The following is a 20,692-nucleotide window of genomic DNA, read 5'->3' as shown; positions in this document are numbered from 1 at the left end:
ATTGCCTGCCATCAGTTCGCCTTTCCACCAGCGCTCAGCGACCATTCCGGGCCGTTCGGGGTATCGGTCACTTCGATGCCTGCGGCCTGCAAACGGTCGCGCACCGCGTCGGCGGTCGCCCAATCCTTGTCCGCACGGGCCTGCTTGCGGCGCTCGAGTTCGGCGCGGATCAAGGTGTCCAGGGCCTGCTCGGCCTCCGAATCGTCCTGCGCGCCCTGCCAATGCGCGTCGAACGGGCACACGCCCAGCACGCACAGCATGCCGCGCACCTGGCCTGCCAGCTCGCGCGCGGTGTCGACGGCGCCGGACTCGAGCGCCTTGTTGCCCTCGTGCACCGCGCGGAAGACCTCGGCCAGCGCGCGCGGCACCGCGAGATCGTCGTCCATCGCCTCGGCGAAGGCGTCGGTCCATTTGCCGACCGGGATCTCCCCGACCCGCGCGGTGGCCCGCTGCAGGAACGCCTCGATACGGCGGTAGGCGGCCACCGCGTCCTCGAGCGCCTTGTCGGAATACTCGAGCATGGAGCGGTAGTGGGCGCTGCCGAGATAGAAGCGCAGTTCGACCGCGCGCACCTTGGTCAGCATGTTCGGCACGGAGAGCACATTGCCCAGGGACTTGGACATCTTCTCCCCGCCCATGGTCACCCAGCCGTTGTGCAGCCAGTACCGGGCGAAGCCGTCACCGGCGGCCTTGGACTGGGCGATCTCGTTCTCGTGGTGCGGGAACACCAGATCCATACCGCCGCAATGGATGTCGAACTCCGGACCGAGGTAGAACCCGGCCATCGCCGAGCACTCCAGATGCCAGCCCGGACGACCGGGCCCCCACGGCGAGGGCCAGCTCGGCTCACCCGGCTTGGCGGCCTTCCAGAGCGTGAAGTCGCGCGGGTCGCGCTTGCCCTCGCCCGCGCTCTCGCCCTGGTGGACGTCGTCGAGCTTGTGGCCCGACAGCGAGCCGTATTCCGGATAGCTCTGCACGTCGAAGTAGACATTGCCCGCCGAGGCGTAGGCATGCCCGCGATCGATCAAGCGCTGCATCAGATCGACCATCTGAGTGATGTGTCCGGTGGCACGCGGTTCGGCCGAGGGCGGCTGCACACCGAGCAGGTCGTAGGCGCGGTCGAAGGCCCGCTCGTAGGTGGCGGCCCACTCCCACCAGGGACGGCCCGCCTCGGCGGCCTTGTTGAGGATCTTGTCGTCGATGTCGGTGACGTTGCGAATGAACCAGACGTCGTAGTCGTGTGCCTGCAACCACCGTCGCAGCACGTCGAAGGCGACGCCGGAACGCACATGACCGATATGGGGTTCGCCCTGCACGGTGGCACCACACAAGTACACCGAAGCGCGGCCGGGAACCAGCGGCGCGAATTCGCGCATGGTTCGGCTTTCGGTGTCAAAGAGGCGCAGTGTCACGGGGGTCGATCCTAGTCGGTGGTAGCAGGGTGTTCGTGCCCCGGCTCGACTCGTCGCGTCAGCGGTGCTATACGCACCCCTCGCCGGAGGTCCGGGCGCCGGCCTCGCCGACGGTCGCGAGCCGACGCTACCCAACCACGCCGCGGATCAGGCGCGCGGGCGGATGAGCGCGGTGGCGACGGCCGCCACGCCCTCGCCCCGGCCGGTCAGGCCGAGGCCGTCGGTGGTCGTGCCGGACACCGACACCGGCGCGCCGAGCAGTTCACCCAGCACCCGCTGGGCCTCGGCGCGGCGCGGGCCGATCTTGGGCCGGTTGCCGATCACCTGGACGGCCGCATTGCCGATCTCGAACCCGGCCTCGGCCAGCAGTCTGCGCACCTCGGTGAGCATGGTGGCACCGGACACGCCCGCCCATTCCGGACGTCCGGTGCCGAAGACGGCACCCACGTCACCGAGGCCGGCGGCCGAGAGCAGCGCGTCGCACAGGGCGTGCGCGGCCACGTCGCCGTCGGAGTGTCCCGCGCAGCCGTCCGCGTCCTCGAACAGCAGCCCCGCCATCCAGCACGGCCTACCCGGCTCGATCGGGTGCACATCGCTGCCGATTCCCACTCGCATGCACAGACCGTCTCACATCGAGTGGACGCGATGCGCACACGGCCGACGGGTTCGCCGGGGCGGCGCTCAGAGGGCGGCGCGATGGGAGATCAATGTCTCGGCCAGCCGCAGGTCCAGCGGCGTGGTGATCTTGAAGGCCAGCGGATCGCCCGGGACGGTGTGTACCGCGGCGCCGAGGCGCTCGACCAGACCGGCGTCGTCGGTCGCGGGCACATCGGCCGCGTAGGCCGTGCGCAGGAGATCGGCGGCGAAGCCCTGGGGGGTCTGGACGGCGCGCAGCGCGGCCCGATCGGGAGTGCCGATCACCACGCCCTCGGCATCCACGGATTTGATGGTGTCGACCACCGGAAGCACCGGAACCACGGCACGACGGCCGGCCCGCAATTCGCCGACTATTCGCCCGATGAGCTCGGGCGGCGTGAGAGCGCGTGCGGCATCGTGGACCAGGAAATATCCGGCATCCGGCGCGTCGGCGAGTCCGGCACGCACCGAATCGGTGCGCTCGGCGCCGCCGACCACGACCCGCACGGCATCCGAAGGCGGCAGCAGGGCGACTGCACGCTCGGAGAGATCGGCGGGAACCATCACGATGATGCGGTCGACCACCCCGGAGGCCAGCAGGCCGTCCACGGCGAGTCTGACCATGGGCGTGCCGCCGACCGGGACGAACGCTTTGGGAGATTGCTCACCCAGGCGAACGCCGCGGCCGGCGGCAGGCACCAAGGCAACGACGGAGCCGTCGCTGTCGGTGGTGTTCATCGATCGATCGACGGTGACGTTCAGGACGCCGCGGCGAGGACCTCGTCGAGCAGGGTCTCGGCCTTGCCGTCGTCGGTGCCCTCGGCGAGCGCGAGCTCGCCGACCAGAATCTGCCTGGCCTTGGCCAGCATGCGCTTCTCACCGGCGGAAAGACCGCGGTCCTGCTCACGACGCCACAGGTCGCGAACGACCTCGGCCACCTTGTTCACATCGCCGGAGGCGAGCTTCTCCAGGTTGGCCTTGTAGCGACGGGACCAGTTGGTCGGCTCCTCGGTGTGCGGCGCGCGTAGCACCTGGAAGACCCGATCGAGACCCTCCTGGCCCACGACGTCGCGGACGCCGACGTATTCGGCATTTTCCGCGGGAACGCGTACGGTCAGATCGCCCTGGGCGACCTTGAGGACCAGATACTCTTTTTGCTCACCCTTGATGGTGCGAGTCTCGATTGCTTCGATCAGCGCCGCTCCGTGGTGGGGGTAAACGACGGTGTCTCCGACCTTAAAAATCATGTGTCCCGTGCCCCTTTCGATGTTCACAGTTTAACATGCGACTCGATAACGGCGCGATCAACTGTGCAGGTCAGGGCCACAACGAGGACTCCCTGGGGGTTGACAGAACTTGCCCGGTGTGCATCGCGTTGTGCCATAAGGAGTTACCGCCGGGCATCACCTGCGCGGCCTCCCGAAGCGGCGCGCGGCGGTCACGTGGCAATCCGGTCCGGACGGCCCAACCGTTATCCAACGGATGCCGGCAGGCCTCGTGTCGGCACCCCGTAGCGTCGGCGTGGGAGCCGACTACTACGCTGCCTAGTTACTACTCTCCGTAGCGGAGTGTGCCCGGTCGACATGGAGGACAAGCCGTGACTGCCCTGAACTCACGTCTGATGGTGACGGTGGCCGCGTTCGCCGCAGGCGCCGCACTCGCGCTGTCCGGCTGCAGCGCAGGCCAGATCTCGCAGACCGCCAACCAGGCGCCGGCGATCAACGGCAACCACGCCGACGTGGAAAACATCTCCCTGCGCAATGTCCACATCGTGTACCCCGGCGAGGGCTACACCAATGTGGCCGGTGGCAAGGCGCTGCTCGCGCTCTCGATCGTGAACAACAGCGGCGAGACGGCCGACGAGCTGACCAGCGTCACCACCGATCTCGGCAAGGTGACCGTCACCCCGGCCGCCGGTGAGAAGACGCTGAAGATCGGCCCGCAGGAGATCGTCACCTCCGGCCCCGCGGGCAGTACCACCGCCGCGGGCGACCATGGCGAGGCCGGGCACGGCAGCGCGGCCGGCTCCGCGGAGCAGGGTTCCGCCGGCCAGGACGCGGCCGAGAGCGCCAAGATCGAGATCTCCGGCCTGACGCAGGACATCACCCCCGGGCTGACCTACACCGTCTCCTTCAACTTCAAGGAGAACGGCACCGTCCAAGTGCAGGTGCCGGTCGACGCGGGCACCGACTCCGAGCGTCACGAGTCGCCGCTGTCCGGCCCGGCCCCCGAGGGCGCGGGCGGCCACTGAGGCCGTCCCGCCACGGGACTCCACGAGCACGAGAGGCTGTCGCACCCGGTGCGGCAGCCTTTCTCGTCGTCGGCGGTGTGCCAGCGCCTGCGTGGTCCGGGGCCTCGGCGTGCGACGCGACTGTCGGCGCCGCTGCGTAAGGTGCCGGTGTGGCAAAGACCAAGGCGATCTTCCGGTGCTCGGCCTGCACGCACGAGGTGGCCAAATGGGTGGGCAAGTGCCCGGACTGCGGCGCCTGGGGCACGGTGGACGAGGTCGCGGCGGTCGCGACGGCGGCGGGTGCCCCGGGACGGCGCGCGATGCTGCCCAGCACCGCGGCCGCGCCGCTGTCGACGATCGACTCCCGGATCACGCGGGCGCGCCCGACCGATGTGTCCGAACTGGATCGGGTGCTCGGCGGGGGCGTGGTGCCGGGCTCGGTCGTGCTGCTGTCCGGGGAACCCGGCGTCGGCAAGTCGACCCTGCTGCTCGAGGTCGCCCACCGGTGGGCGCGCCGGGAGGGCGAGAAGGCCCTGTACGTGACCGCCGAGGAGTCGGCGGGCCAGGTGCGGCTGCGCGCCGACCGGACCGGCGCGGTGCACGAGCGGGTGTATCTGGCGGCCGAATCGGATCTGTCGATCGTGCTCGGCCATGTCGAGCAGGTACGCCCGAGCCTGCTGGTCGTCGACTCGGTGCAGACGATGCTCGCGCCGGAGGCCGACGGCGTGATCGGCGGCGTCACCCAGGTCCGCGCGGTCACCGCGGCGCTGACCTCGCTGGCCAAGACGAGCGGGATCGCGGTGCTGCTGGTCGGGCACGTCACCAAGGACGGCAATGTGGCGGGCCCGCGCACGCTCGAGCACCTGGTGGACGTGGTGCTGCAGTTCGAGGGCGACAAGAATTCCACGCTGCGCATGGTGCGCGGCATCAAGAACCGGTTCGGCAGCGCCGACGAGGTGGGCTGCTTCGAACTGCACGAGGACGGCATCGCCTGCGTCGACGACCCCTCCGGGTTGTTCCTGCACCACCGGACCGACCCGGTCTCCGGCACCGCGGTGACCGTCGCGATGGACGGCAAGCGGCCGCTGGTCGGCGAGGTGCAGGGGCTCACGGTCAAGACCGAGATCCCCGCGCCGCGCCGGGCGGTCAGCGGGCTGGACTACAACCGGGTGGCCATGGTGCTGGCCGTGCTGCAGAGCCGCGGGCGGGTGTTCCTCGGCAAGCACGACGTGTACGCCGCCACGGTGGGCGGTATGCGCCTCGTCGAGCCCGCCGCGGATCTGGCGATCGCGCTGGCCATCGCCAGCGCCGAGTCCGATACCGCGCTGCCCTCGGGGTGGGTCATCCTCGGGGAGGTGGGCCTGGCCGGTGAGGTGCGCAAGGTGACCGGGGTGGCGCGCAGGCTCGCCGAGGCGCAGCGTCTCGGGTTCACCACCGCGCTGGTGCCGCCCGGATCGGAACAGGTGAAGGTCAAGGGAATTCGCATCCAGGAGGTCGGCGACGTGCGTTCGGCGCTGCGCGTCGCGGGCCTGCGCGGGCGCAGGTCCGAAAGCTGAGTTCGCTCAGGCGATGTTGAACGGTTCGGCCGCGCTGCGCACCGAGCCCAGTTGCGCCATCACCGTGTAGGCGCCCGGCGGGACCGGCACGCGCTCCCCCGCGCACTCCGGCTGGGAGGTCGAGCCCGACCAGGTGACCTGGAAGGCGGCCTGCTCGCCGCGATCGAGGGTGCGGGTGTCCGGCTTGCCCTCGGGGTAGCAGTCGGTGCTCACCCACAGCCTGCGGCTGCCGTCGAGGGTCTGCACCGAGATCTGTTGCGCGGCGGAACCGAAATCGCGCGAGCACGGCTCGGCCGAGATATTGGTGATGACGATGCCGAACACCGGCTTCTCGCCGACGCGATAGGTCGGCTGGGCCACGGTCACCTTGATCGCCAGCGACTGGTCGGGGCACTGGTTGCTCGCCGTCTCGGCCTCTCCCGACGGTGCGGAGGAGGAGGCGGAGCTGCCGGTCACGGCGCTGCCGGAGGGCTCGACCTTGCCGTCACCGGCGGGCGCGGCGACGGTGGTCGAGGTGGCCTGCGCATCGCCGGCGGAATCGCCCCCGCGCGCCACCATCAGCACGACCCAGATCAACAAGGCGAGCACCACGACGAGAACCCCGACGGCGAAAACACGACGACGCCAGTAGATCTCCGGAGGCAGCGGTCCAGTCGGTTCCAGCACGATTCAAACTTACGGCCACCGGGCGGCACGCGGTCTCATGACCTCGGCGTGTCGGACCCGGCCCACCCGGCAACACGATGGGTGTGCAGCGGGTGAGCTGGTGTTATGCCGCCTGTGTCCGGTTCAGGCCACTTCCCCGATGTTGCCGACGACACGCTGCAGCTCGATCTTGCCCTCGGCCAGTTTGTAGGTGACCGAGGCGATGGCCAGTTCGCCGGTGGCTACTTTGCTGGAGATGATCATCGAACGCTGCATGAGCAGCCGCGAGGTCTCCACCACGTGCCTGGCCTCCAGCTCGTCCACTTCGGAGAGCCCTTCCCGGCGCGCGGCGAGAATGGACGGGGTGACCCGCTCGACGACGCTGCGAATGAAGCCGCCGGGCACCTCGCCGCCGTCCAGGGCGTCGAGGGTGGCCTTGACGGCGCCGCAGCTGTCGTGCCCGAGCACCACGATCAGCGGCACGTCGAGCACGTGCACGCCGTATTCGATGGAGCCGAGCACAGAGCTGTCGATGACGTGGCCCGCCGTGCGCACCACGAACATGTCACCGAGACCCTGATCGAAGATGAGCTCGCCGGCGACCCTGGAGTCACCGCAGCCGAACAGGATCGCCTTGGGGTGCTGGCCCGAAGCGAGCCTGGCACGATCGGCGACGCCCTGGCTAGGATGCAGCACATTGCCGCTGACGAACCGCTCGTTGCCCTCACGGAGGGACTTCCAAGCGCTGATCGGATTTGAACCAGGCATAGCCTTCATTGTGCACGTCGGGTGCCCTACCAGCGAGTCACTTGGCGTTACATGTGAGCAAAGCGGAACTGTCACCGCGGCGATCGAGACGGTGAGGACGGATACGGGCGGCGTGGATCGAGGGATGGGAATCGCGGGCATCGAGGCGCAGGACATACCCGCCGAGGTCCTGCTCACCTGGTACGGCGAAGCGGCTCGTGACCTGCCTTGGCGGCGCCCCGGCGTGACCGCGTGGCAGATCCTGATGAGCGAGATCATGCTGCAGCAGACGCCGGTGGCGCGGGTCGAGCCGATCTGGCGGGAATGGGTCCGGCGCTGGCCGGTCCCCTCGGCGATGGCGGCCAGTTCGCAAGCCGAGGTGCTGCGATCGTGGGGGAAGCTCGGATACCCGCGCCGGGCGCTGCGCCTGCACGAATGCGCCCGGGTGCTGGCCGAAGAACACGGCGACGAAGTCCCCGCCGAGGTGGAGATCCTGCTCGGCCTGCCCGGTATCGGCGCCTATACCGCCCGCGCGGTGGCCTGCTTCGCCTACGGGCAGCGGGTGCCGGTGGTCGACACGAATGTCCGGCGGGTGGTGGCGCGGGCGGTGCACGGCCGGGCCGAAGCGGGCAGTCCGTCGGCGCGGGATCTGGCCGAGACCGAGGCGCTGCTGCCGCTCGCGGTGCGGCCCGCCGCGGTGTTCTCCGCCGCGCTGATGGAATTGGGCGCGACCGTCTGCACGGCTCGCAACCCCGAGTGCGCGCGCTGCCCGCTGCCGCGCTGCGCCTGGGTCGAGGCGGGCAGGCCCGCCTCGCAGGTCGTGCGCCGCATCCAGAAGTACGAGGGCACCGACCGGCAGGCCAGGGGCAGGCTGCTCGACGTGTTGCGCGAATCCACCGGGCCGGTCGAGCGGGTGCGGCTGGATCTGGCGTGGACCCGTGATCCGGGGCAGCGCGACCGGGCATTGGACTCGCTGCTCGTCGACGGACTGGTCGAGCAGACGGCCGACGGATTGTTCGCCCTGGCGGGTGAAGGCGAACGCTGAGCCGCGACGGGTCAGGCGGCCCGGCCCGCCACGGACCGCACCGTCCGACGCCCGGCCCGCCGCTGTGGCCGCTCCCTCGGCGGCGCTTCTCGCCGACCGGGGCCACCCGACCGGCGTACGCCCGAGTTCAGCGCCCGGCGAGTACCCGGCGGAGGAACCGGTCGACCTCGTGGCGGTAGCGCTGCGGTTGTTCGTCGTGCACCAGATGCCCCGCGCCCTCGACCCAGACGTACTCCGAGCGCGGATTCGTGGCGGCCATTTCCCGCATCTGACCTGGCACGGTGATCGTGTGCTCGCCCTCGATCAACAGAGTGGGCGCCTGCACCGCCCTCCATTCGTCCCAGAAATGGCGGCTGCCCCACTCCTCGGAGATGTCGCGGAAGGTGGCGACGGCACCGTGCAGGCGGTAGCCGTCCCGGCCGTGCCGGAACGAACGCAGGAAGTAGCGCCCGGCGACCGGGCCGAAGTAGTCGAGGACCGCCGCGTCGTCCGGAAACGGCTGTGGCCAGGCCTCGATCATGGCCGCCCAGTCCGCGGCGGTGCGGCCGGTGAAGTCGGGGCCGATGTCCTCCACGACCAGCGCGCGTACCCGCTCGGGATGGCGCGCGGCGAAGACCCAGCCGTGCAGCGCGCCCATCGAGTGCCCGATCACCACCATCGGCTCGGTGATCGCGGCGGTGGCCTCGGCGAGGTCGGCGACGAACGCCTCGGTGGTCGGTTCGGCGGGGGCGGGCCTGCCGTGCCCGGCGGCGTCGAAGGTGTGCACGTGGCCGTGCTCGCGCAACCAGTCCAGGTGGCCGGACCAGGTGCGCGCGCTGCCCATCAGGCCGTGCAGCAGCAGGATGGGCGCGCCCGCGCCGCCTTCGTCGTGGACGGGCCACGCGCGGCTCGCCCGCTCGGCCGTCTGTCCCTCCGGCACCCTCGCCTCTGCCACCCTTGCCTCCGTCACCATCGACTCGATTCTGCCCCGGCCGTATTGTCGGTGGTATGGCTGTTGTGAAGATCAATGCGATCGAGGTTCCCGAGGGCGCGGGCCCCGAGCTGGAGAAGCGGTTCGCGGGCCGTGCGCACGCGGTGGAGAACTCCCCCGGTTTCCTCGGCTTCCAGCTGCTGCGCCCGGTGGCCGGCGACAATCGCTATTTCGTCGTCACGCAATGGGATTCGGAAGAGTCCTTCGCCGCCTGGCGCGACGGTCCGGCCCGCACCGCGCACGCGGGCGGCGGCGACCAGAAGCCGGTCTCCACGGGCGCCTCGCTGCTCGAATTCGAGGTCGTGCTCGACGTGCAGGCCAAGGGCGCCGCGAACGAATGAGCGATGCCGGGAGGCGGGCGCCGTCAGCACCGTATTGACGGCGTACAACTCCTGCTGTCACAGTTCGAGGTGACCAAGCGAAGGTGAGCGGTAATCCGGTGGGAACCCGGAGCGGTCGCGCCACTGTATTCGACGTGCCGAGTCCGTCTCCGCCACCGGCGGGGCTCTCGGGGCGGCGAGAGCCAGACACCGGCACCGTCGCACAACCCCCTATCCGGGACGCAGATCCCCAGGAGGACCCCATGGCCATCGCGCATACCCCCGCCACCAGGGCGACCGATTCGGTCGCGACCGTGCTCGTCACGGTCGGTGTCGTTCTTCTCGCACTGCTCACCCTCTACCTGGTCGGCTTCGACCAAGGCGCGATCTCGCGCAGCGGGATGTTCCTGCACGAGCTGATGCACGACGGACGGCATCTGCTCGGTGTGCCGTGCCACTGACCGGATCTCTGAAAACCCTGTTGCTGCGTGGCCTGCTGGCCGGCTTGATCGCCGGCCTGCTGGCCGCCACGGTCGGCCACTTCGTCGGTGAACCCCACGTCGATGCCGCGATCGCGCTCGAAGAGGCGATGGCGGAGGAGGCCGACGCCGGACACTCGCATGCCGAGGAAGCCGGGCACTCCCACGACGACGCCGAGGTGAGCCGCACCGGCCAGAAGTTCGGTCAGTTCCTGGCGCTCGGCCTCTACGGGCTGGCGCTGGGGGCCATCTTCGGCGCGGTGGCCCACTACGCGCGTCGCTTCACCGCACTGTCGGGTCCCGCGCTGGGACTGCTTCTCGGGGCGGCCGGCTGGGCCGCGATCGCCGCGGTGCCGTTCTTCAAATATCCGGCGAACCCGCCCGCGGTGGGCGATCCGGACACCATCAACGACCGCACCCTGCTGTGGGTGGCGGTGGTGCTGCTCGGCATCGCCGCGGTCGGCGCCGGCCTGTACGTGTTCAAGGTGCTAGCCGGGCGGTTGTCGACGGTCCGGTTGATCGCGGGCGTGCTCGCGTTCGTCGCCGTGACGGCCGTCGGCTACGTGCTCTTGCCGGGAGTCGACGAGGTCTCCGCGGACTTCCCGCCCAGCCTGCTGTGGCAGTTCCGGGTGTCCGCACTGGCGGTGTCGGCCACCCTGTGGGCGGCGCTGGGGCTGGGATTCGCGGCGCTGACGGAGATCTCCGCTCGGACCGCCACCACGCAACGCGAGCCGGTCACCGCGGTGTGATCTGCCGGCCACACCGATGAGGGGGCGAAGGAACCGTCCTTCGCGTGCACTCCGGCCCGCTCGACGACCGGGAACGAGAACTGCCGAAAGGGGCGGTGCGGATCAGCAGATCCGCACCGCCTTCGTCGTTTCCGCGGCCCCCACGCCGGGCTGCCCCGGCACCGAGGCGAGCTGACGTGCCGACGCCACGAGAGCCCCCTGGTCAGGCCAGCGCGGCGTCCAGGGTGATGTCGTCGACGCCCGCCAGCGCCTTGGACACCGGGCAGCCCGCCTTGGCGGCCTCGGCGGCGGCCAGGAAACCGTCGGCGTCGAGGTCCTGGACGCGACCGCGCACGGTCAGCTTGATGCCGCTGATGCGGAAACCGCCCGCCGGGTCGGGGCCGAGGGTGACATCGGCGGTCACGTCCAGACTCTCGGTGGTGCCGCCGTCGGCGGAGATCTGCGCCGACAGCGCCATGGCGTAGCAGGACGAGTGCGCGGCGGCGATCAGTTCCTCGGGGCTGGTGGTGCCGTCGGCGTTCTCGGCGGAGCGCTTCGGGAACGACACGTCGTACTTGCCGACACCGGAGCTGGCGAGCTCCACCTGGCCGGAACCGTCCTGCAGACCACCGGACCATGCGGTGCGCGCGGTACGTGTTGGCATCATTGTCCTTTCGCGATGAGGGGCCGTACTCCTGCACGCTCGAACCTACTCGCGTGCCGGTCGGGGCGGGCCGCTTCGCGCCGGCCGCCGCGCCGGATCGGCGTGGACGGGCGGGCAGCTGCGCTCTTCGACTACTTCGCCCCGCCGCCGAGGCCAACCGGCAGTCCGGTTCGGGCCGAGCGGCCGCGCGATTCAGCCGGCGGCGGCCGCGGTGCGCTCCTCGAGCTGCTCGAGCATTCTCGGCCACACCTGCTCGTGCAGATCACGGACCGCCGCGCTGGCGAATCCGCTGTGGCGCAAACGCAATCTGATGCCGCGCGGCTGCTTCACCAGTTCGACGCGCACGACGGTCTCGGCGCCCTCGGTGGCGGCGGTGACCCAGGTGAATTCGACCTCGCGCGCCGGGACCAGGCGCAGGAACCGGCCGTAGTGCGGATTGCGTTTGCCCTCGAATTCGGTCTCGAAATAGAACGGCTCACCGACTTCGGGCCGCATCCGCACCGAATCCGGCGCCGCCAGCCAGATATCGAAACCCCGGGTGAGGGCGGCGTAGACCAACGGCGTCGGTGCGGTCATCACCCGCTCCACGGACAGTTCGTGCGGACGGGCGGACAGATCGGGAAGGCGAGTGGACTGGTCGACCATGCCCGGACCTTACCCGGCGAAATCGGCGCATGACCGGAGCCCGGGCGGCATGGCCGAATAGGCTGCAGGGGTGACACCGCCAGCCATAGCGAATCGGGACTCGATCGTGCGCGACTGCGCCATCGCGCTCATCGTCGCGATGATCCAGGTCGCGGGGGGTCGCGCGGCGAATGTGGGGCAGTCCGGAGTGCGTTCGCTGGACGTGCTCGGCTGCGTGCTGCTGCTCGCCGGGCCGATCGCCCTGGTGCTGCGCCAGGTGGAGCCGCTGGCCGTGCTGGTGGTGACGCTGGCGGCCTGCGGGATCTACCTCGCGCTGGACTACGGTTACGGACCGGTCTTCCTCGCGCCCGTCATCGCCTTCCTCACCGCGGCGGTCAGCGGGTCGCGCTGGTGGACATACCCTTTCGCGCCCGCGAGCTTCCTGCTGTTCGTCTGGCCACTGCCCGCGCTGCTGGGGCGGCCGGTGAGCGGCTGGATGGCGTCGGCCGTGCTGGGCTGGCTGGTGGTCGTGGTGGGCGCGGCCGAGGCGCTGCGGGTGCGCAAGCTCATCGCGCAACTGCGTGAGCAGCGTTTCGACGCGGCGCGCCGCGCCGAGCACGCGCAGCGCGAGCGGTTCGCCTGCGAGGAGCGGCTGCAGTCGGCCCGTGAGCTGCACGACGTTCTGGCACACAGTCTTTCGCTGATCAATGTGCAGTCCTCGGTGGCGCTGGAACTGTTCGAGCGCAAGCCGATGCAGGCGCGTTCGGCGCTGGCGGCGATCAAGAAGGCGAGCAAGGATTCGCTCGACGAAGTGCACGCGATGCTGCCGACCATCCGGCGTGGCCTGGTCGCGGGCCCCCTGGCCGACGACAAGACCGCCGACCCGGATCGCCCTTACCGCAGCGGAAAACGCGGCGGCGTCAGCGGTCGGCTCGGACTTCCGGTGAACTCCGCGCGCGCCGACCGCGACAGCGGGCACACCACCCGCACCGCACCCGCCCCAGCGGCGCCCGCTCCCCCGCCGCGCCCGCCGGAGCCGAGCATCGCCGACCTGGATTCGGTGGTGCGCCGGGCCCGCTCGACCGGTCTGGCGGTCCAGATCAAGGTCGTGGGCACACCGGTTACCCTGCCCGAGGACATCGACGTCGCCGCGGCCCGCATCGTGCAGGAGTCGCTGACCAACGTGATCCGGCACGCCGCGGGCGCGACCGCCACCGTCAGTGTGCGCTACACCGCCGAGTCGGTCGACCTCACCATCGACAACAGCCGCCCGCTCGGCACCCAGACCCGTTCTCCCGGTGGCAGAAACGGCATCATCGCCATGCGGGAACGCGCCCACGCGCTCGGCGGTGCGCTGACCGCGGGGCCGAGGCCGAGCGGCGGCTACCGGGTGGCGGCCCGGCTACCGGTCCGTCCCGCCCGGTCCGCCCCCACGCTGAAAGCGGTCGAGGACCTGTCACCGGAAGAGCGGCCTGCCGCCGCCGACGCAGGCGTGACCGCCCCGGAATAGCCTCCGCGGGCGGGTCCGCACGCCGGGACGACGTGGCCACTCCGGTCGATCACGCCGCCCCCGGTACGGCACCGCGCGGATCGAAGCCCGCGAAGAACAGCCGGATGACCAGGCCCGCGGCCTCCTCCAGCTGCCGGGCGCGGTGCAGACCGCCGACCACGGCCGGTTCCGCGCCCGCGGCGCGGATCAGCACGCCGGCGCGTTCGAGCGCATCCGACTGGTCACCGCAGATCGCCACCGTGGCACGCGCGGCGGCCGGATCGGTCCAGTGCTCGGCCGGGAAGAGGTGAAACGCTTTGACCACGTGCGCGCCCGGCGCCAGTTCCGCGATGCGCTCGGCGGCCGACACCCCGACCGGTAGGCGGGCTTCCCCCGTGCCGTGCACCAGGGCGTTGGTGGGGTCGAGAAGCGTCGTTCCCGCCAACGTCCGGGTACCCGCGCCCACAGCCTCGAGCGCTTCCCCGACCCCATCCCATGTCACCGCTGCCAGCACCGCATCCGCGTCGGCCACCGCCGCCGCGCTCAGGCCGCTCGCGCGCACGCCTGCGCCGAGGCGCGTCGCGAGTGCCGCCGCCTTGTCCACCGAGCGGCCGGCGATGCACACCTGGTGCCCCGCCCCGGCCCAGCGCCCGCCCAGCGCGGCTGCCATCGCTCCCGTACCCAGAATCGTGATCCGCATCGTGGTTTCCTCCCGTGTCTCGCCCCGTACGGCGACCGCCGCTCGGGTGACAGCCACCGTAGATCCGCCGATGCGCACCGATCGGTGCGTAACGACCCGGGCATCATCGAGACATGAGTGGCTTCGATTCCGTACCGCATCTGGCGGTCGACTGCGTACTGCGGGCTGCCACCGACCTGTTCGCGCACCGATGGGATCCGGTCGTGCTCGCCGCCCTGCACGACGGTCCGCTGCGCCGCAGCACGCTGCGCGCGAGCATCGGCCCGATCAGCGACAAGGCGCTCACCGAGGCCCTGCACCGGCTGCTCGGCAACGGGCTGATCACCCGTGAGCGCAGGCCCGCGGCGCCGCCGCACGTCGAATACGCGCTCACCACACTGGGTTCCAGCCTCATGGACGGCCCGATGCGCGCGCTCGCGGACTGGATCGTGGCGCACGGGGCGGAACTGCTGGCCGCGCAGGAACGCGCCGAGTCGCCGCCCGCACGGCAGGCGGCGGTAGCTCGGTAGCTCGGTAGCTCGGTAGCTCGGTAGCTCGGTAGCTCGTGTGTACGGAACGAACGAGGCCCGCTCCTGGTCGGAGCGGGCCTCGAATCGTGTCGTCCGCCGGGGCGGACCACCGAGGGGATTACTCGCCGGAGGCGGCCTCGGTGGTGCCTTCGGCGGCACCGGTCAGCACGACCTCGGGCTTGTCCTCGGCCGAGGCCTTGGTCAGCTTCGCCTTGCTGGTGAAGGTGAAGCGGGCGTCCTCGCCGGAGCCTTCGCCGTCCCAGCCCTCGACATCGACCAGGATGGTCTGGCCGGGGCCGATCTCGCCGAAGAGGATCTTCTCCGACAGCTGGTCCTCGATCTCGCGCTGGATGGTCCTGCGCAGCGGCCGGGCGCCGAGCACGGGATCGAAGCCACGCTTGGCCAGCAGGTTCTTGGCCTGCTCGGTGAGCTCGATCGCCATGTCCTTGTTCTTCAGCTGCGTGGCGACGCGGTTGATCATCAGGTCCACCATCTCGACGATCTGCTCGTTGGTGAGCTGGTGGAAGACGATCACGTCGTCGATGCGGTTGAGGAACTCGGGGCGGAAGTGCTTCTTCAGCTCGTCGTTGACCTTGAGCTTCATCCGCTCGTAGTTCGAGCCGGCGTTGTTGCTCGCCGAGAAGCCCAGGCCGACCGCCTTCGAGATGTCCTGCGTGCCGAGGTTCGAGGTGAAGATCAGCACGGTGTTCTTGAAGTCGACCGTGCGCCCCTGACCGTCGGTCAGGCGGCCGTCCTCGAGCACCTGCAGCAGGGTGTTGTAGATCTCCTGATGCGCCTTCTCGATCTCGTCGAACAGCACCACCGAGAACGGCTTGCGGCGCACCTTCTCGGTGAGCTGGCCGCCCTCCTCGTAGCCCACGTAGCCCGGAGGGGCACCGAACAGGCGCGAGGCGGTGAAGCGGTCGTGGAACTCGCCCATGTCGATCTGGATGAGCGCGTCGTCGTCGCCGAACAGGAAGTTCGCCAGCGCCTTGGACAGCTCGGTCTTACCGACACCGGACGGGCCGGCGAAGATGAACGAGCCGGACGGGCGCTTCGGGTCCTTCAGGCCTGCGCGGGTGCGGCGGATCGCCTTGGAGACGGCCTTGACGGCATCCTCCTGGCCGATGATCCGCTTGTGCAGCTCGTCCTCCATGCGGAGCAGACGGGTGGTCTCCTCCTCGGTGAGCTTGAACACCGGGATGCCGGTCCAGTTGGCCAGCACCTCCGCGATCTGCTCGTCGTCGACCTCGGCCACGACGTCCAGATCACCGGAACGCCACTGCTTCTCGCGCTCGGCGCGCTTGGCGACGAGCTGCTTCTCCTTGTCGCGCAGGCGCGCGGCCTTCTCGAAGTCCTGCGCGTCGATCGCGCTTTCCTTCTCCCGGCGGGCGTCGGCGATCTTGTCGTCGAACTCGCGCAGGTCCGGCGGCGCGGTCATCCGGCGGATGCGCATGCGCGCGCCCGCCTCGTCGATGAGGTCGATCGCCTTGTCCGGCAGGAACCGGTCGTTGATGTACCGGTCGGCCAGGGTGGCGGCGGCGACCAACGCGCCGTCGGTGATGGAGACCCGGTGGTGCGCCTCGTAGCGGTCGCGCAGACCCTTGAGGATGTTGATCGTGTGCTCGACGGTCGGCTCGCCCACCTGCACCGGCTGGAAGCGGCGTTCCAGGGCGGCGTCCTTCTCGATGTACTTGCGGTACTCGTCGAGGGTGGTGGCGCCGATGGTCTGCAGCTCGCCGCGGGCCAGCTTCGGCTTCAGGATCGAGGCCGCGTCGATGGCGCCCTCGGCCGCGCCCGCACCGACCAGCGTGTGCAGCTCGTCGATGAACAGGATGATGTCGCCGCGGGTGTTGATCTCCTTGAGCACCTTCTTCAGGCGCTCTTCGAAGTCACCGCGGTAGCGGCTGCCCGCGACCAGGGAACCCAGGTCGAGGGTGTAGAGCTGCTTGTCCTTGAGCGTCTCGGGGACCTCGCCGTTGACGATGGCCTGGGCCAGGCCCTCGACCACGGCGGTCTTGCCGACGCCGGGCTCGCCGATCAGCACCGGGTTGTTCTTGGTGCGGCGGCTCAGCACCTGCATGACGCGCTCGATCTCCTTCGAGCGGCCGATGACCGGGTCGAGTTTGCCCTCCAGGGCGGCCTGGGTCAGGTTCCGGCCGAACTGGTCGAGCACCAGCGAGGTGGACGGGGTGCCCGTCTCGCCGCGGGTGCCGGACTCGACCGGCTCCTTGCCCTGGTACCCGGACAACAGCTGGATGACCTGCTGACGGACCCGGTTCAGATCCGCACCCAGCTTGACCAGCACCTGCGCCGCCACGCCCTCGCCCTCACGGATGAGGCCGAGCAGGATGTGCTCGGTGCCGATGTAGTTGTGGCCGAGCTGCAGCGCCTCGCGCAGGCTCAGCTCCAGCACCTTCTTGGCCCGCGGAGTGAACGGGATGTGCCCCGACGGCGCCTGCTGGCCCTGGCCGATGATCTCCTCGACCTGGCTGCGCACACCCTCCAGCGAGATGCCGAGCGACTCCAGCGACTTGGCCGCGACACCTTCACCCTCATGGATCAGGCCAAGCAGGATGTGCTCGGTGCCGATGTAGTTGTGGTTGAGCATCCTGGCCTCTTCCTGGGCCAGGACAACGACGCGCCTCGCGCGGTCGGTGAACCTCTCGAACATCGCTCCCTCACTCTCCTGCTCAGACCTTCAGTGGCATCCGACACTCGGTGCTCTGCAGCCTGTGTATCGTCAGCCTGCCATGAAGCCCGGGGGTTGCGGCCCCTGCCTCCACTCTAGTTGGCGGGGGTTTCGGCCGCCTGCGGTCCACCCTATTGGGAACCGGCGGCCACATGGTCATTCACTCACAACGCGGGCGGTCGGCGAATCGTTTCCGTGTGGGTTTTGCCCAGAGCGAACATCGCTACACCTCACCGGGCCCATCCGTCTCGCCACAGCACCGGCCCGGCCGGATCACAGGTCCCGGTCGGAGATGATGCCGCTCTGCATGGCCAGCGCGGCCAGACGCACGCGCTTCTGGTTCTGCGGCAGATTCTCCACGCCGAACTTGGCGAACAGCGCGCGCAGATGGGTCTTGATGGCGTCGACGCTGAGGAACAGCTCCTCGGCGATCTGCTGGTTGGACGCGGGGGTCGCGAAGCCCGCCCCGTTCTTGTACGGCCTGCACAGCGCGATCAGCACGGCCAGCTGGGTCTCGGTGAGCGAGCGCAGCGTGGGCGTGCTGCCGGTGGCCACCCGGGTGATGTCCTCGGCCGGGGTGCCGAACTCGTGGAAGGAGACCAGCGAGGTGCCGACCCGGATGCGGTCGCCCGGCTGTAGTCGATGCCTGCCGGTGAGCCGCTCGCCGTTGACGAAAGTGCCGTTGCGGGACAGACCGTCGTCGACGATGGTCCAGTGCGTGCCCAGGTATTCGATCGCGGCGTGCAGCCGCGAGACCTCGGCGTCCCAGCTCAACGAGAGGTCGGCCTGCGGGGATCGGCCGATGGTGATGCGCTGACGCTCGGCGCTCAGCTCGAACTCCTGCTGCCGTCCGTTGTCGTCGACGTACCGCAACAACGAACCGACGAATGCTGTCACCGCGCCGCCACCTCATCTTTCCCACATCGCCGGCCACTGCGGAGCACCGGCGAGCACCGACGATCCACCAGTGGAACGATCGCACAGATCGCCCGTGCGGCCCACCCCCTGCCGAGGTCGCCTGCCACCGGCGGGGCCGAATATACCGATGCCCTATCACCACCGGGCCGACGAGAACACACCGCCGCCCGGGTGTCGCACGATTCACCCGGGCGGCGGTGGAAAAAAGATCTAGCTCTTCGCCGCCTTGTTGTAGGCCTCGGTGATGTCGGCGGAGATACGACCCCGCGCGGACACCTTGTGACCATTACGGCGCGCCCACTCACGAATTGCGGCGCTTTGTTCGCGATCGATGGAAACTCGGCTCTTGGGGGCCGCGGCGGCACCGGAGACCGCCTTGGCACGACGCCGACCGCTCACCCGGCGCGCATTGGAAACCCACTCCTCCAGCCCGTCACGCAGCTTCGCGGCATTGACCGACGACAGATCGATCTCGTACGACACACCGTCGATCGCAAACTCGATGGTCTCGTCTGCGATGGACTCACCGTCGACATCGTCGATCAGGCTAACGGTGACCTTCTTTGCCATGAGCTGAACGTCCTCTCGAAATCGTGCGACCCGCGACTAGGCCGATTACCCGTGATAAGAATACCTTGAAGTCAAAAAATTCCAAGACGAGACCGGAACAGCACTACCGAACTACTGCTGCCGTTCTACTGCGACTCAGCGAGCGGCCGGGCGAACAATTGGGAACAGTATCGTTTCCCGGATTCCGAATCCGGTGAGCGCCATCAACAAGCGATCGATTCCCATACCCGTTCCGGTCGTCGGCGGCATACCGTACTCCATCGCCGCGAGGAAGTCCTCGTCGAGGACCATTGCCTCGTCGTCTCCCTGGGCGGCGAGCCTGGCCTGGTCGACGAACCGCTCGCGCTGGATCACCGGATCGACGAGTTCGGAATAACCGGTGGCCAGTTCGAAGCCGCGCACATACAGATCCCACTTCTCGGTCACGCCGGGCTTGCTACGATGTTGCCGAGTGAGCGGAGAAGTCTCCACCGGGAAGTCGCGCACGAAAGTCGGCGCATACAGCTTGTCGCCGTACTGGTGTTCCCAGAGTTCTTCCACGAGTTTGCCGTGGCCGTAACCCTTGTGCTCCGGAATTTCCAGTCCGACATGGGCGGCGATCGCACGCAATTCCTCGACGGTCGTTTCCGGAGTCACCGGGCGGCCCAGCGCCTCGGACAGCGACGGATACATCTCGACGGTCGTCCACTCGCCGCCGAGGTCGTAATCGCTGCCGTCGGGGAGGGTTACCACCAGTGTGCCGAGCGCCTCCTGCGCGACTTCCTGGATCAATTCCCGGATCATCGCCGCGGAGTCGTCATAGGTGCCGTAGGCCTCGTAGGTTTCCAGCATCGCGAACTCCGGCGAATGCGTGGAATCGGCGCCTTCGTTACGGAAGTTGCGGTTGATCTCGAAGACCTTCTCCAGGCCGCCGACCACACAGCGCTTGAGGAACAACTCCGGCGCGATACGCAGGTAGAGGTCCATATCGAGGGCATTGGAATGGGTGATGAACGGCCGTGCCGCCGCGCCGCCGTGCAGGGTTTGCAGCATCGGCGTCTCGACCTCGAGGAAGCCGCGACGTTCGAGGGCATTACGCAGCGCGCGCACCACCGCGACGCGTGTCCTGGCCATCTCCCTGGCCTCCGGGCGCACGATCAGATCCACATAACGCTGGCGGACCCGCGATTCCTCGCTCATCTCCTTGTGCGCCACCGGCAGCGGGCGCAGCGACTTGGCCGCCATCGTCCAGGAATCGGCCATGACGCTCAATTCGCCGGTGCGCGAGACGATCACCTCGCCGTGCACGAAGACGAAGTCGCCCAGATCCACGTCCGACTTCCAGGCCGCCAGCGCGTCGGCGCCCACGCCGTTCAGGCTGATCATGGCCTGCAATTTGGTGCCGTCACCCTCCTGCAGGGTGGCGAAGCACAGCTTGCCGGTATTGCGCACGAAGATGACGCGGCCGGCCACGCCGACCTTTTCCCCGGTCTGGGAATCGGCGGGCAGATCGGGATAGGCGGCCCGGATCTCGGCCAGCGTGTGGGTGCGCGGGACGACCACGGGGTAGGCTTCGGCGCCTTCGGCGAGCAACCGCGCACGCTTGTCCTGGCGAATTCGCATCTGCTCGGGCACGTCGGCGACGGACTGGGCAGCGTTCTTCTTGCCTGGGGGCGTATTCGCAGTGCTCACATCGGGTAACCCTAGCGTGGCCCCCGAAGGTGTCCGCGAGCGCCCGGACACCGCGCGAACAGGCCGGGAACGCCTCGCCGCCCGCAC

General features: G+C 69.4%; 22 protein-coding genes. 8 read left to right on the top strand and 14 right to left on the bottom strand.

Annotated elements, in window-relative coordinates:
• Positions 1-11: 11 nt before the first annotated feature.
• The 4 genes from cysS to carD all read right to left on the bottom strand — a co-directional run bounded on the left by cysS (position 12) and on the right by carD (position 3,295).
• Positions 12-1,412, bottom strand: coding sequence for a cysteine--tRNA ligase (gene cysS / locus ON26_RS01915; RefSeq protein WP_040794176.1), 1,401 nt, complete (start codon positions 1,410-1,412; stop codon positions 12-14).
• A gap of 147 nt (positions 1,413-1,559) precedes the next feature.
• Complete coding sequence (ispF, locus tag ON26_RS01910) at positions 1,560-2,027, bottom strand: 2-C-methyl-D-erythritol 2,4-cyclodiphosphate synthase (RefSeq protein WP_040794175.1); 468 nt, start codon at positions 2,025-2,027, stop codon at positions 1,560-1,562.
• Between the two features lie 66 nt (positions 2,028-2,093).
• The gene (gene ispD / locus ON26_RS01905; protein WP_040794174.1) at positions 2,094-2,786 is read right to left on the bottom strand and encodes a 2-C-methyl-D-erythritol 4-phosphate cytidylyltransferase; all 693 of its coding nucleotides are present in this window, start codon (positions 2,784-2,786) and stop codon (positions 2,094-2,096) included.
• Between the two features lie 20 nt (positions 2,787-2,806).
• Entirely contained in the window at positions 2,807-3,295 is a 489-nt protein-coding gene (gene carD / locus ON26_RS01900; protein WP_011206964.1) for an RNA polymerase-binding transcription factor CarD, read from the bottom strand.
• Between the two features lie 350 nt (positions 3,296-3,645).
• On the opposite strand from carD, the gene ON26_RS01895 reads away from it, so the two are divergent.
• A complete protein-coding gene (locus ON26_RS01895) occupies positions 3,646-4,299 on the top strand; it encodes a copper chaperone PCu(A)C domain-containing protein (protein ID WP_040794173.1) in 654 nt (217 codons plus the stop codon).
• A gap of 149 nt (positions 4,300-4,448) precedes the next feature.
• Positions 4,449-5,834, top strand: coding sequence for a DNA repair protein RadA (gene radA / locus ON26_RS01890; protein ID WP_040794172.1), 1,386 nt, complete (start codon positions 4,449-4,451; stop codon positions 5,832-5,834).
• A 6-nt stretch (positions 5,835-5,840) separates the two neighbouring features.
• Here the strand turns inward: radA and ON26_RS01885 are convergent, their stop codons facing one another.
• Both ON26_RS01885 and ON26_RS01880 read right to left on the bottom strand, forming a co-directional pair.
• Positions 5,841-6,500 (bottom strand): hypothetical protein, encoded by a 660-nt coding sequence (locus tag ON26_RS01885; protein ID WP_040794171.1) that lies wholly within the window; start codon positions 6,498-6,500, stop codon positions 5,841-5,843.
• A 123-nt stretch (positions 6,501-6,623) separates the two neighbouring features.
• On the bottom strand, positions 6,624-7,247 hold the full coding sequence (locus ON26_RS01880; protein WP_040794170.1) for a carbonic anhydrase: 624 nt from the start codon (positions 7,245-7,247) through the stop codon (positions 6,624-6,626).
• A 124-nt stretch (positions 7,248-7,371) separates the two neighbouring features.
• Here ON26_RS01880 and ON26_RS01875 point away from each other — a divergent pair, with 124 nt between their 5' ends.
• On the top strand, positions 7,372-8,271 hold the full coding sequence (locus tag ON26_RS01875; protein WP_040794169.1) for an HhH-GPD family protein: 900 nt from the start codon (positions 7,372-7,374) through the stop codon (positions 8,269-8,271).
• Between the two features lie 127 nt (positions 8,272-8,398).
• Here ON26_RS01875 and ON26_RS01870 read toward each other — a convergent pair whose 3' ends face one another.
• Positions 8,399-9,205, bottom strand: coding sequence for an alpha/beta fold hydrolase (locus ON26_RS01870; protein WP_281032342.1), 807 nt, complete (start codon positions 9,203-9,205; stop codon positions 8,399-8,401).
• Positions 9,206-9,258: 53 nt separating this feature from the next.
• Here ON26_RS01870 and ON26_RS01865 point away from each other — a divergent pair, with 53 nt between their 5' ends.
• The 3 genes from ON26_RS01865 (at position 9,259) to ON26_RS01855 (ending at position 10,789) form a co-directional block, all read left to right on the top strand.
• Complete coding sequence (locus tag ON26_RS01865; RefSeq protein WP_040794168.1) at positions 9,259-9,582, top strand: antibiotic biosynthesis monooxygenase family protein; 324 nt, start codon at positions 9,259-9,261, stop codon at positions 9,580-9,582.
• A 242-nt stretch (positions 9,583-9,824) separates the two neighbouring features.
• Complete coding sequence (locus ON26_RS01860) at positions 9,825-10,022, top strand: CbtB domain-containing protein (protein WP_040794167.1); 198 nt, start codon at positions 9,825-9,827, stop codon at positions 10,020-10,022.
• Positions 10,013-10,789 carry a CbtA family protein gene (locus ON26_RS01855; protein ID WP_040794166.1) on the top strand — a complete coding sequence of 259 codons (777 nt, stop codon included), beginning with the start codon at positions 10,013-10,015 and terminating at the stop codon, positions 10,787-10,789. The genes ON26_RS01860 and ON26_RS01855 overlap by 10 nt, the downstream gene beginning before the upstream one ends.
• A 202-nt stretch (positions 10,790-10,991) precedes the next feature.
• Here ON26_RS01855 and ON26_RS01850 read toward each other — a convergent pair whose 3' ends face one another.
• Both ON26_RS01850 and ON26_RS01845 read right to left on the bottom strand, forming a co-directional pair.
• Entirely contained in the window at positions 10,992-11,432 is a 441-nt protein-coding gene (locus ON26_RS01850; RefSeq protein ID WP_040794196.1) for an OsmC family peroxiredoxin, read from the bottom strand.
• Positions 11,433-11,624: 192 nt separating this feature from the next.
• The gene (locus ON26_RS01845) at positions 11,625-12,077 is read right to left on the bottom strand and encodes an SRPBCC family protein (RefSeq protein WP_040794165.1); all 453 of its coding nucleotides are present in this window, start codon (positions 12,075-12,077) and stop codon (positions 11,625-11,627) included.
• Between the two features lie 70 nt (positions 12,078-12,147).
• Here ON26_RS01845 and ON26_RS31425 point away from each other — a divergent pair, with 70 nt between their 5' ends.
• Positions 12,148-13,566, top strand: a complete 1,419-nt coding sequence (locus ON26_RS31425; protein ID WP_083883656.1) for a sensor histidine kinase — start codon at positions 12,148-12,150, stop codon at positions 13,564-13,566.
• Between the two features lie 49 nt (positions 13,567-13,615).
• Here the strand turns inward: ON26_RS31425 and ON26_RS01835 are convergent, their stop codons facing one another.
• A complete protein-coding gene (locus ON26_RS01835) occupies positions 13,616-14,245 on the bottom strand; it encodes an NADPH-dependent F420 reductase (RefSeq protein WP_040794194.1) in 630 nt (209 codons plus the stop codon).
• Positions 14,246-14,358: 113 nt separating this feature from the next.
• Between ON26_RS01835 and ON26_RS01830 the strand changes: the two genes are divergently transcribed.
• Complete coding sequence (locus ON26_RS01830) at positions 14,359-14,754, top strand: winged helix-turn-helix transcriptional regulator (RefSeq protein WP_051026515.1); 396 nt, start codon at positions 14,359-14,361, stop codon at positions 14,752-14,754.
• Between the two features lie 118 nt (positions 14,755-14,872).
• On the opposite strand, the gene ON26_RS01825 is transcribed toward ON26_RS01830, so the two are convergent.
• The 4 genes from ON26_RS01825 to lysS form a co-directional block, all read right to left on the bottom strand.
• Positions 14,873-17,428: an ATP-dependent Clp protease ATP-binding subunit gene (locus ON26_RS01825; RefSeq protein WP_040794164.1), complete on the bottom strand. Its 2,556-nt coding sequence runs from the start codon at positions 17,426-17,428 to the stop codon at positions 14,873-14,875.
• A gap of 291 nt (positions 17,429-17,719) precedes the next feature.
• Positions 17,720-18,343 (bottom strand): FHA domain-containing protein, encoded by a 624-nt coding sequence (locus tag ON26_RS01820; RefSeq protein ID WP_040794163.1) that lies wholly within the window; start codon positions 18,341-18,343, stop codon positions 17,720-17,722.
• Between the two features lie 231 nt (positions 18,344-18,574).
• Positions 18,575-18,934, bottom strand: coding sequence for a histone-like nucleoid-structuring protein Lsr2 (locus tag ON26_RS01815; protein ID WP_040794162.1), 360 nt, complete (start codon positions 18,932-18,934; stop codon positions 18,575-18,577).
• 135 nt (positions 18,935-19,069) lie between these two features.
• Positions 19,070-20,536: a lysine--tRNA ligase gene (gene lysS, locus ON26_RS01810; protein WP_051026526.1), complete on the bottom strand. Its 1,467-nt coding sequence runs from the start codon at positions 20,534-20,536 to the stop codon at positions 19,070-19,072.
• Between the last annotated feature and the right edge of the window lie 156 nt (positions 20,537-20,692).

Origin of the sequence: Nocardia higoensis NBRC 100133 (genome assembly GCF_000308595.1) — a bacterium.
GTDB lineage: Bacteria > Actinomycetota > Actinomycetes > Mycobacteriales > Mycobacteriaceae > Nocardia > Nocardia higoensis.
Note: the sequence above shows the minus strand (reverse complement) of the source record. Positions and strands in the feature narration are given on the sequence as shown.

Coding starts and splice junctions, on each gene's coding strand:
- ON26_RS01860 (WP_040794167.1), top strand. CDS start 9,825: ATGGCCATCGCGCATACCCCCGCCACCAGGGCGACCGATTCGGTCGCG.
- ON26_RS01815 (WP_040794162.1), bottom strand. CDS start 18,934: ATGGCAAAGAAGGTCACCGTTAGCCTGATCGACGATGTCGACGGTGAG.
- ON26_RS01875 (WP_040794169.1), top strand. CDS start 7,372: ATGGGAATCGCGGGCATCGAGGCGCAGGACATACCCGCCGAGGTCCTG.
- ON26_RS01845 (WP_040794165.1), bottom strand. CDS start 12,077: ATGGTCGACCAGTCCACTCGCCTTCCCGATCTGTCCGCCCGTCCGCAC.
- ispF (WP_040794175.1), bottom strand. CDS start 2,027: ATGCGAGTGGGAATCGGCAGCGATGTGCACCCGATCGAGCCGGGTAGG.
- carD (WP_011206964.1), bottom strand. CDS start 3,295: ATGATTTTTAAGGTCGGAGACACCGTCGTTTACCCCCACCACGGAGCG.
- ON26_RS01880 (WP_040794170.1), bottom strand. CDS start 7,247: ATGCCTGGTTCAAATCCGATCAGCGCTTGGAAGTCCCTCCGTGAGGGC.
- ON26_RS01830 (WP_051026515.1), top strand. CDS start 14,359: ATGAGTGGCTTCGATTCCGTACCGCATCTGGCGGTCGACTGCGTACTG.
- lysS (WP_051026526.1), bottom strand. CDS start 20,536: ATGCGAATTCGCCAGGACAAGCGTGCGCGGTTGCTCGCCGAAGGCGCC.
- ispD (WP_040794174.1), bottom strand. CDS start 2,786: ATGAACACCACCGACAGCGACGGCTCCGTCGTTGCCTTGGTGCCTGCC.
- ON26_RS01865 (WP_040794168.1), top strand. CDS start 9,259: ATGGCTGTTGTGAAGATCAATGCGATCGAGGTTCCCGAGGGCGCGGGC.
- ON26_RS01835 (WP_040794194.1), bottom strand. CDS start 14,245: ATGCGGATCACGATTCTGGGTACGGGAGCGATGGCAGCCGCGCTGGGC.
- ON26_RS01850 (WP_040794196.1), bottom strand. CDS start 11,432: ATGCCAACACGTACCGCGCGCACCGCATGGTCCGGTGGTCTGCAGGAC.
- ON26_RS01825 (WP_040794164.1), bottom strand. CDS start 17,428: ATGTTCGAGAGGTTCACCGACCGCGCGAGGCGCGTCGTTGTCCTGGCC.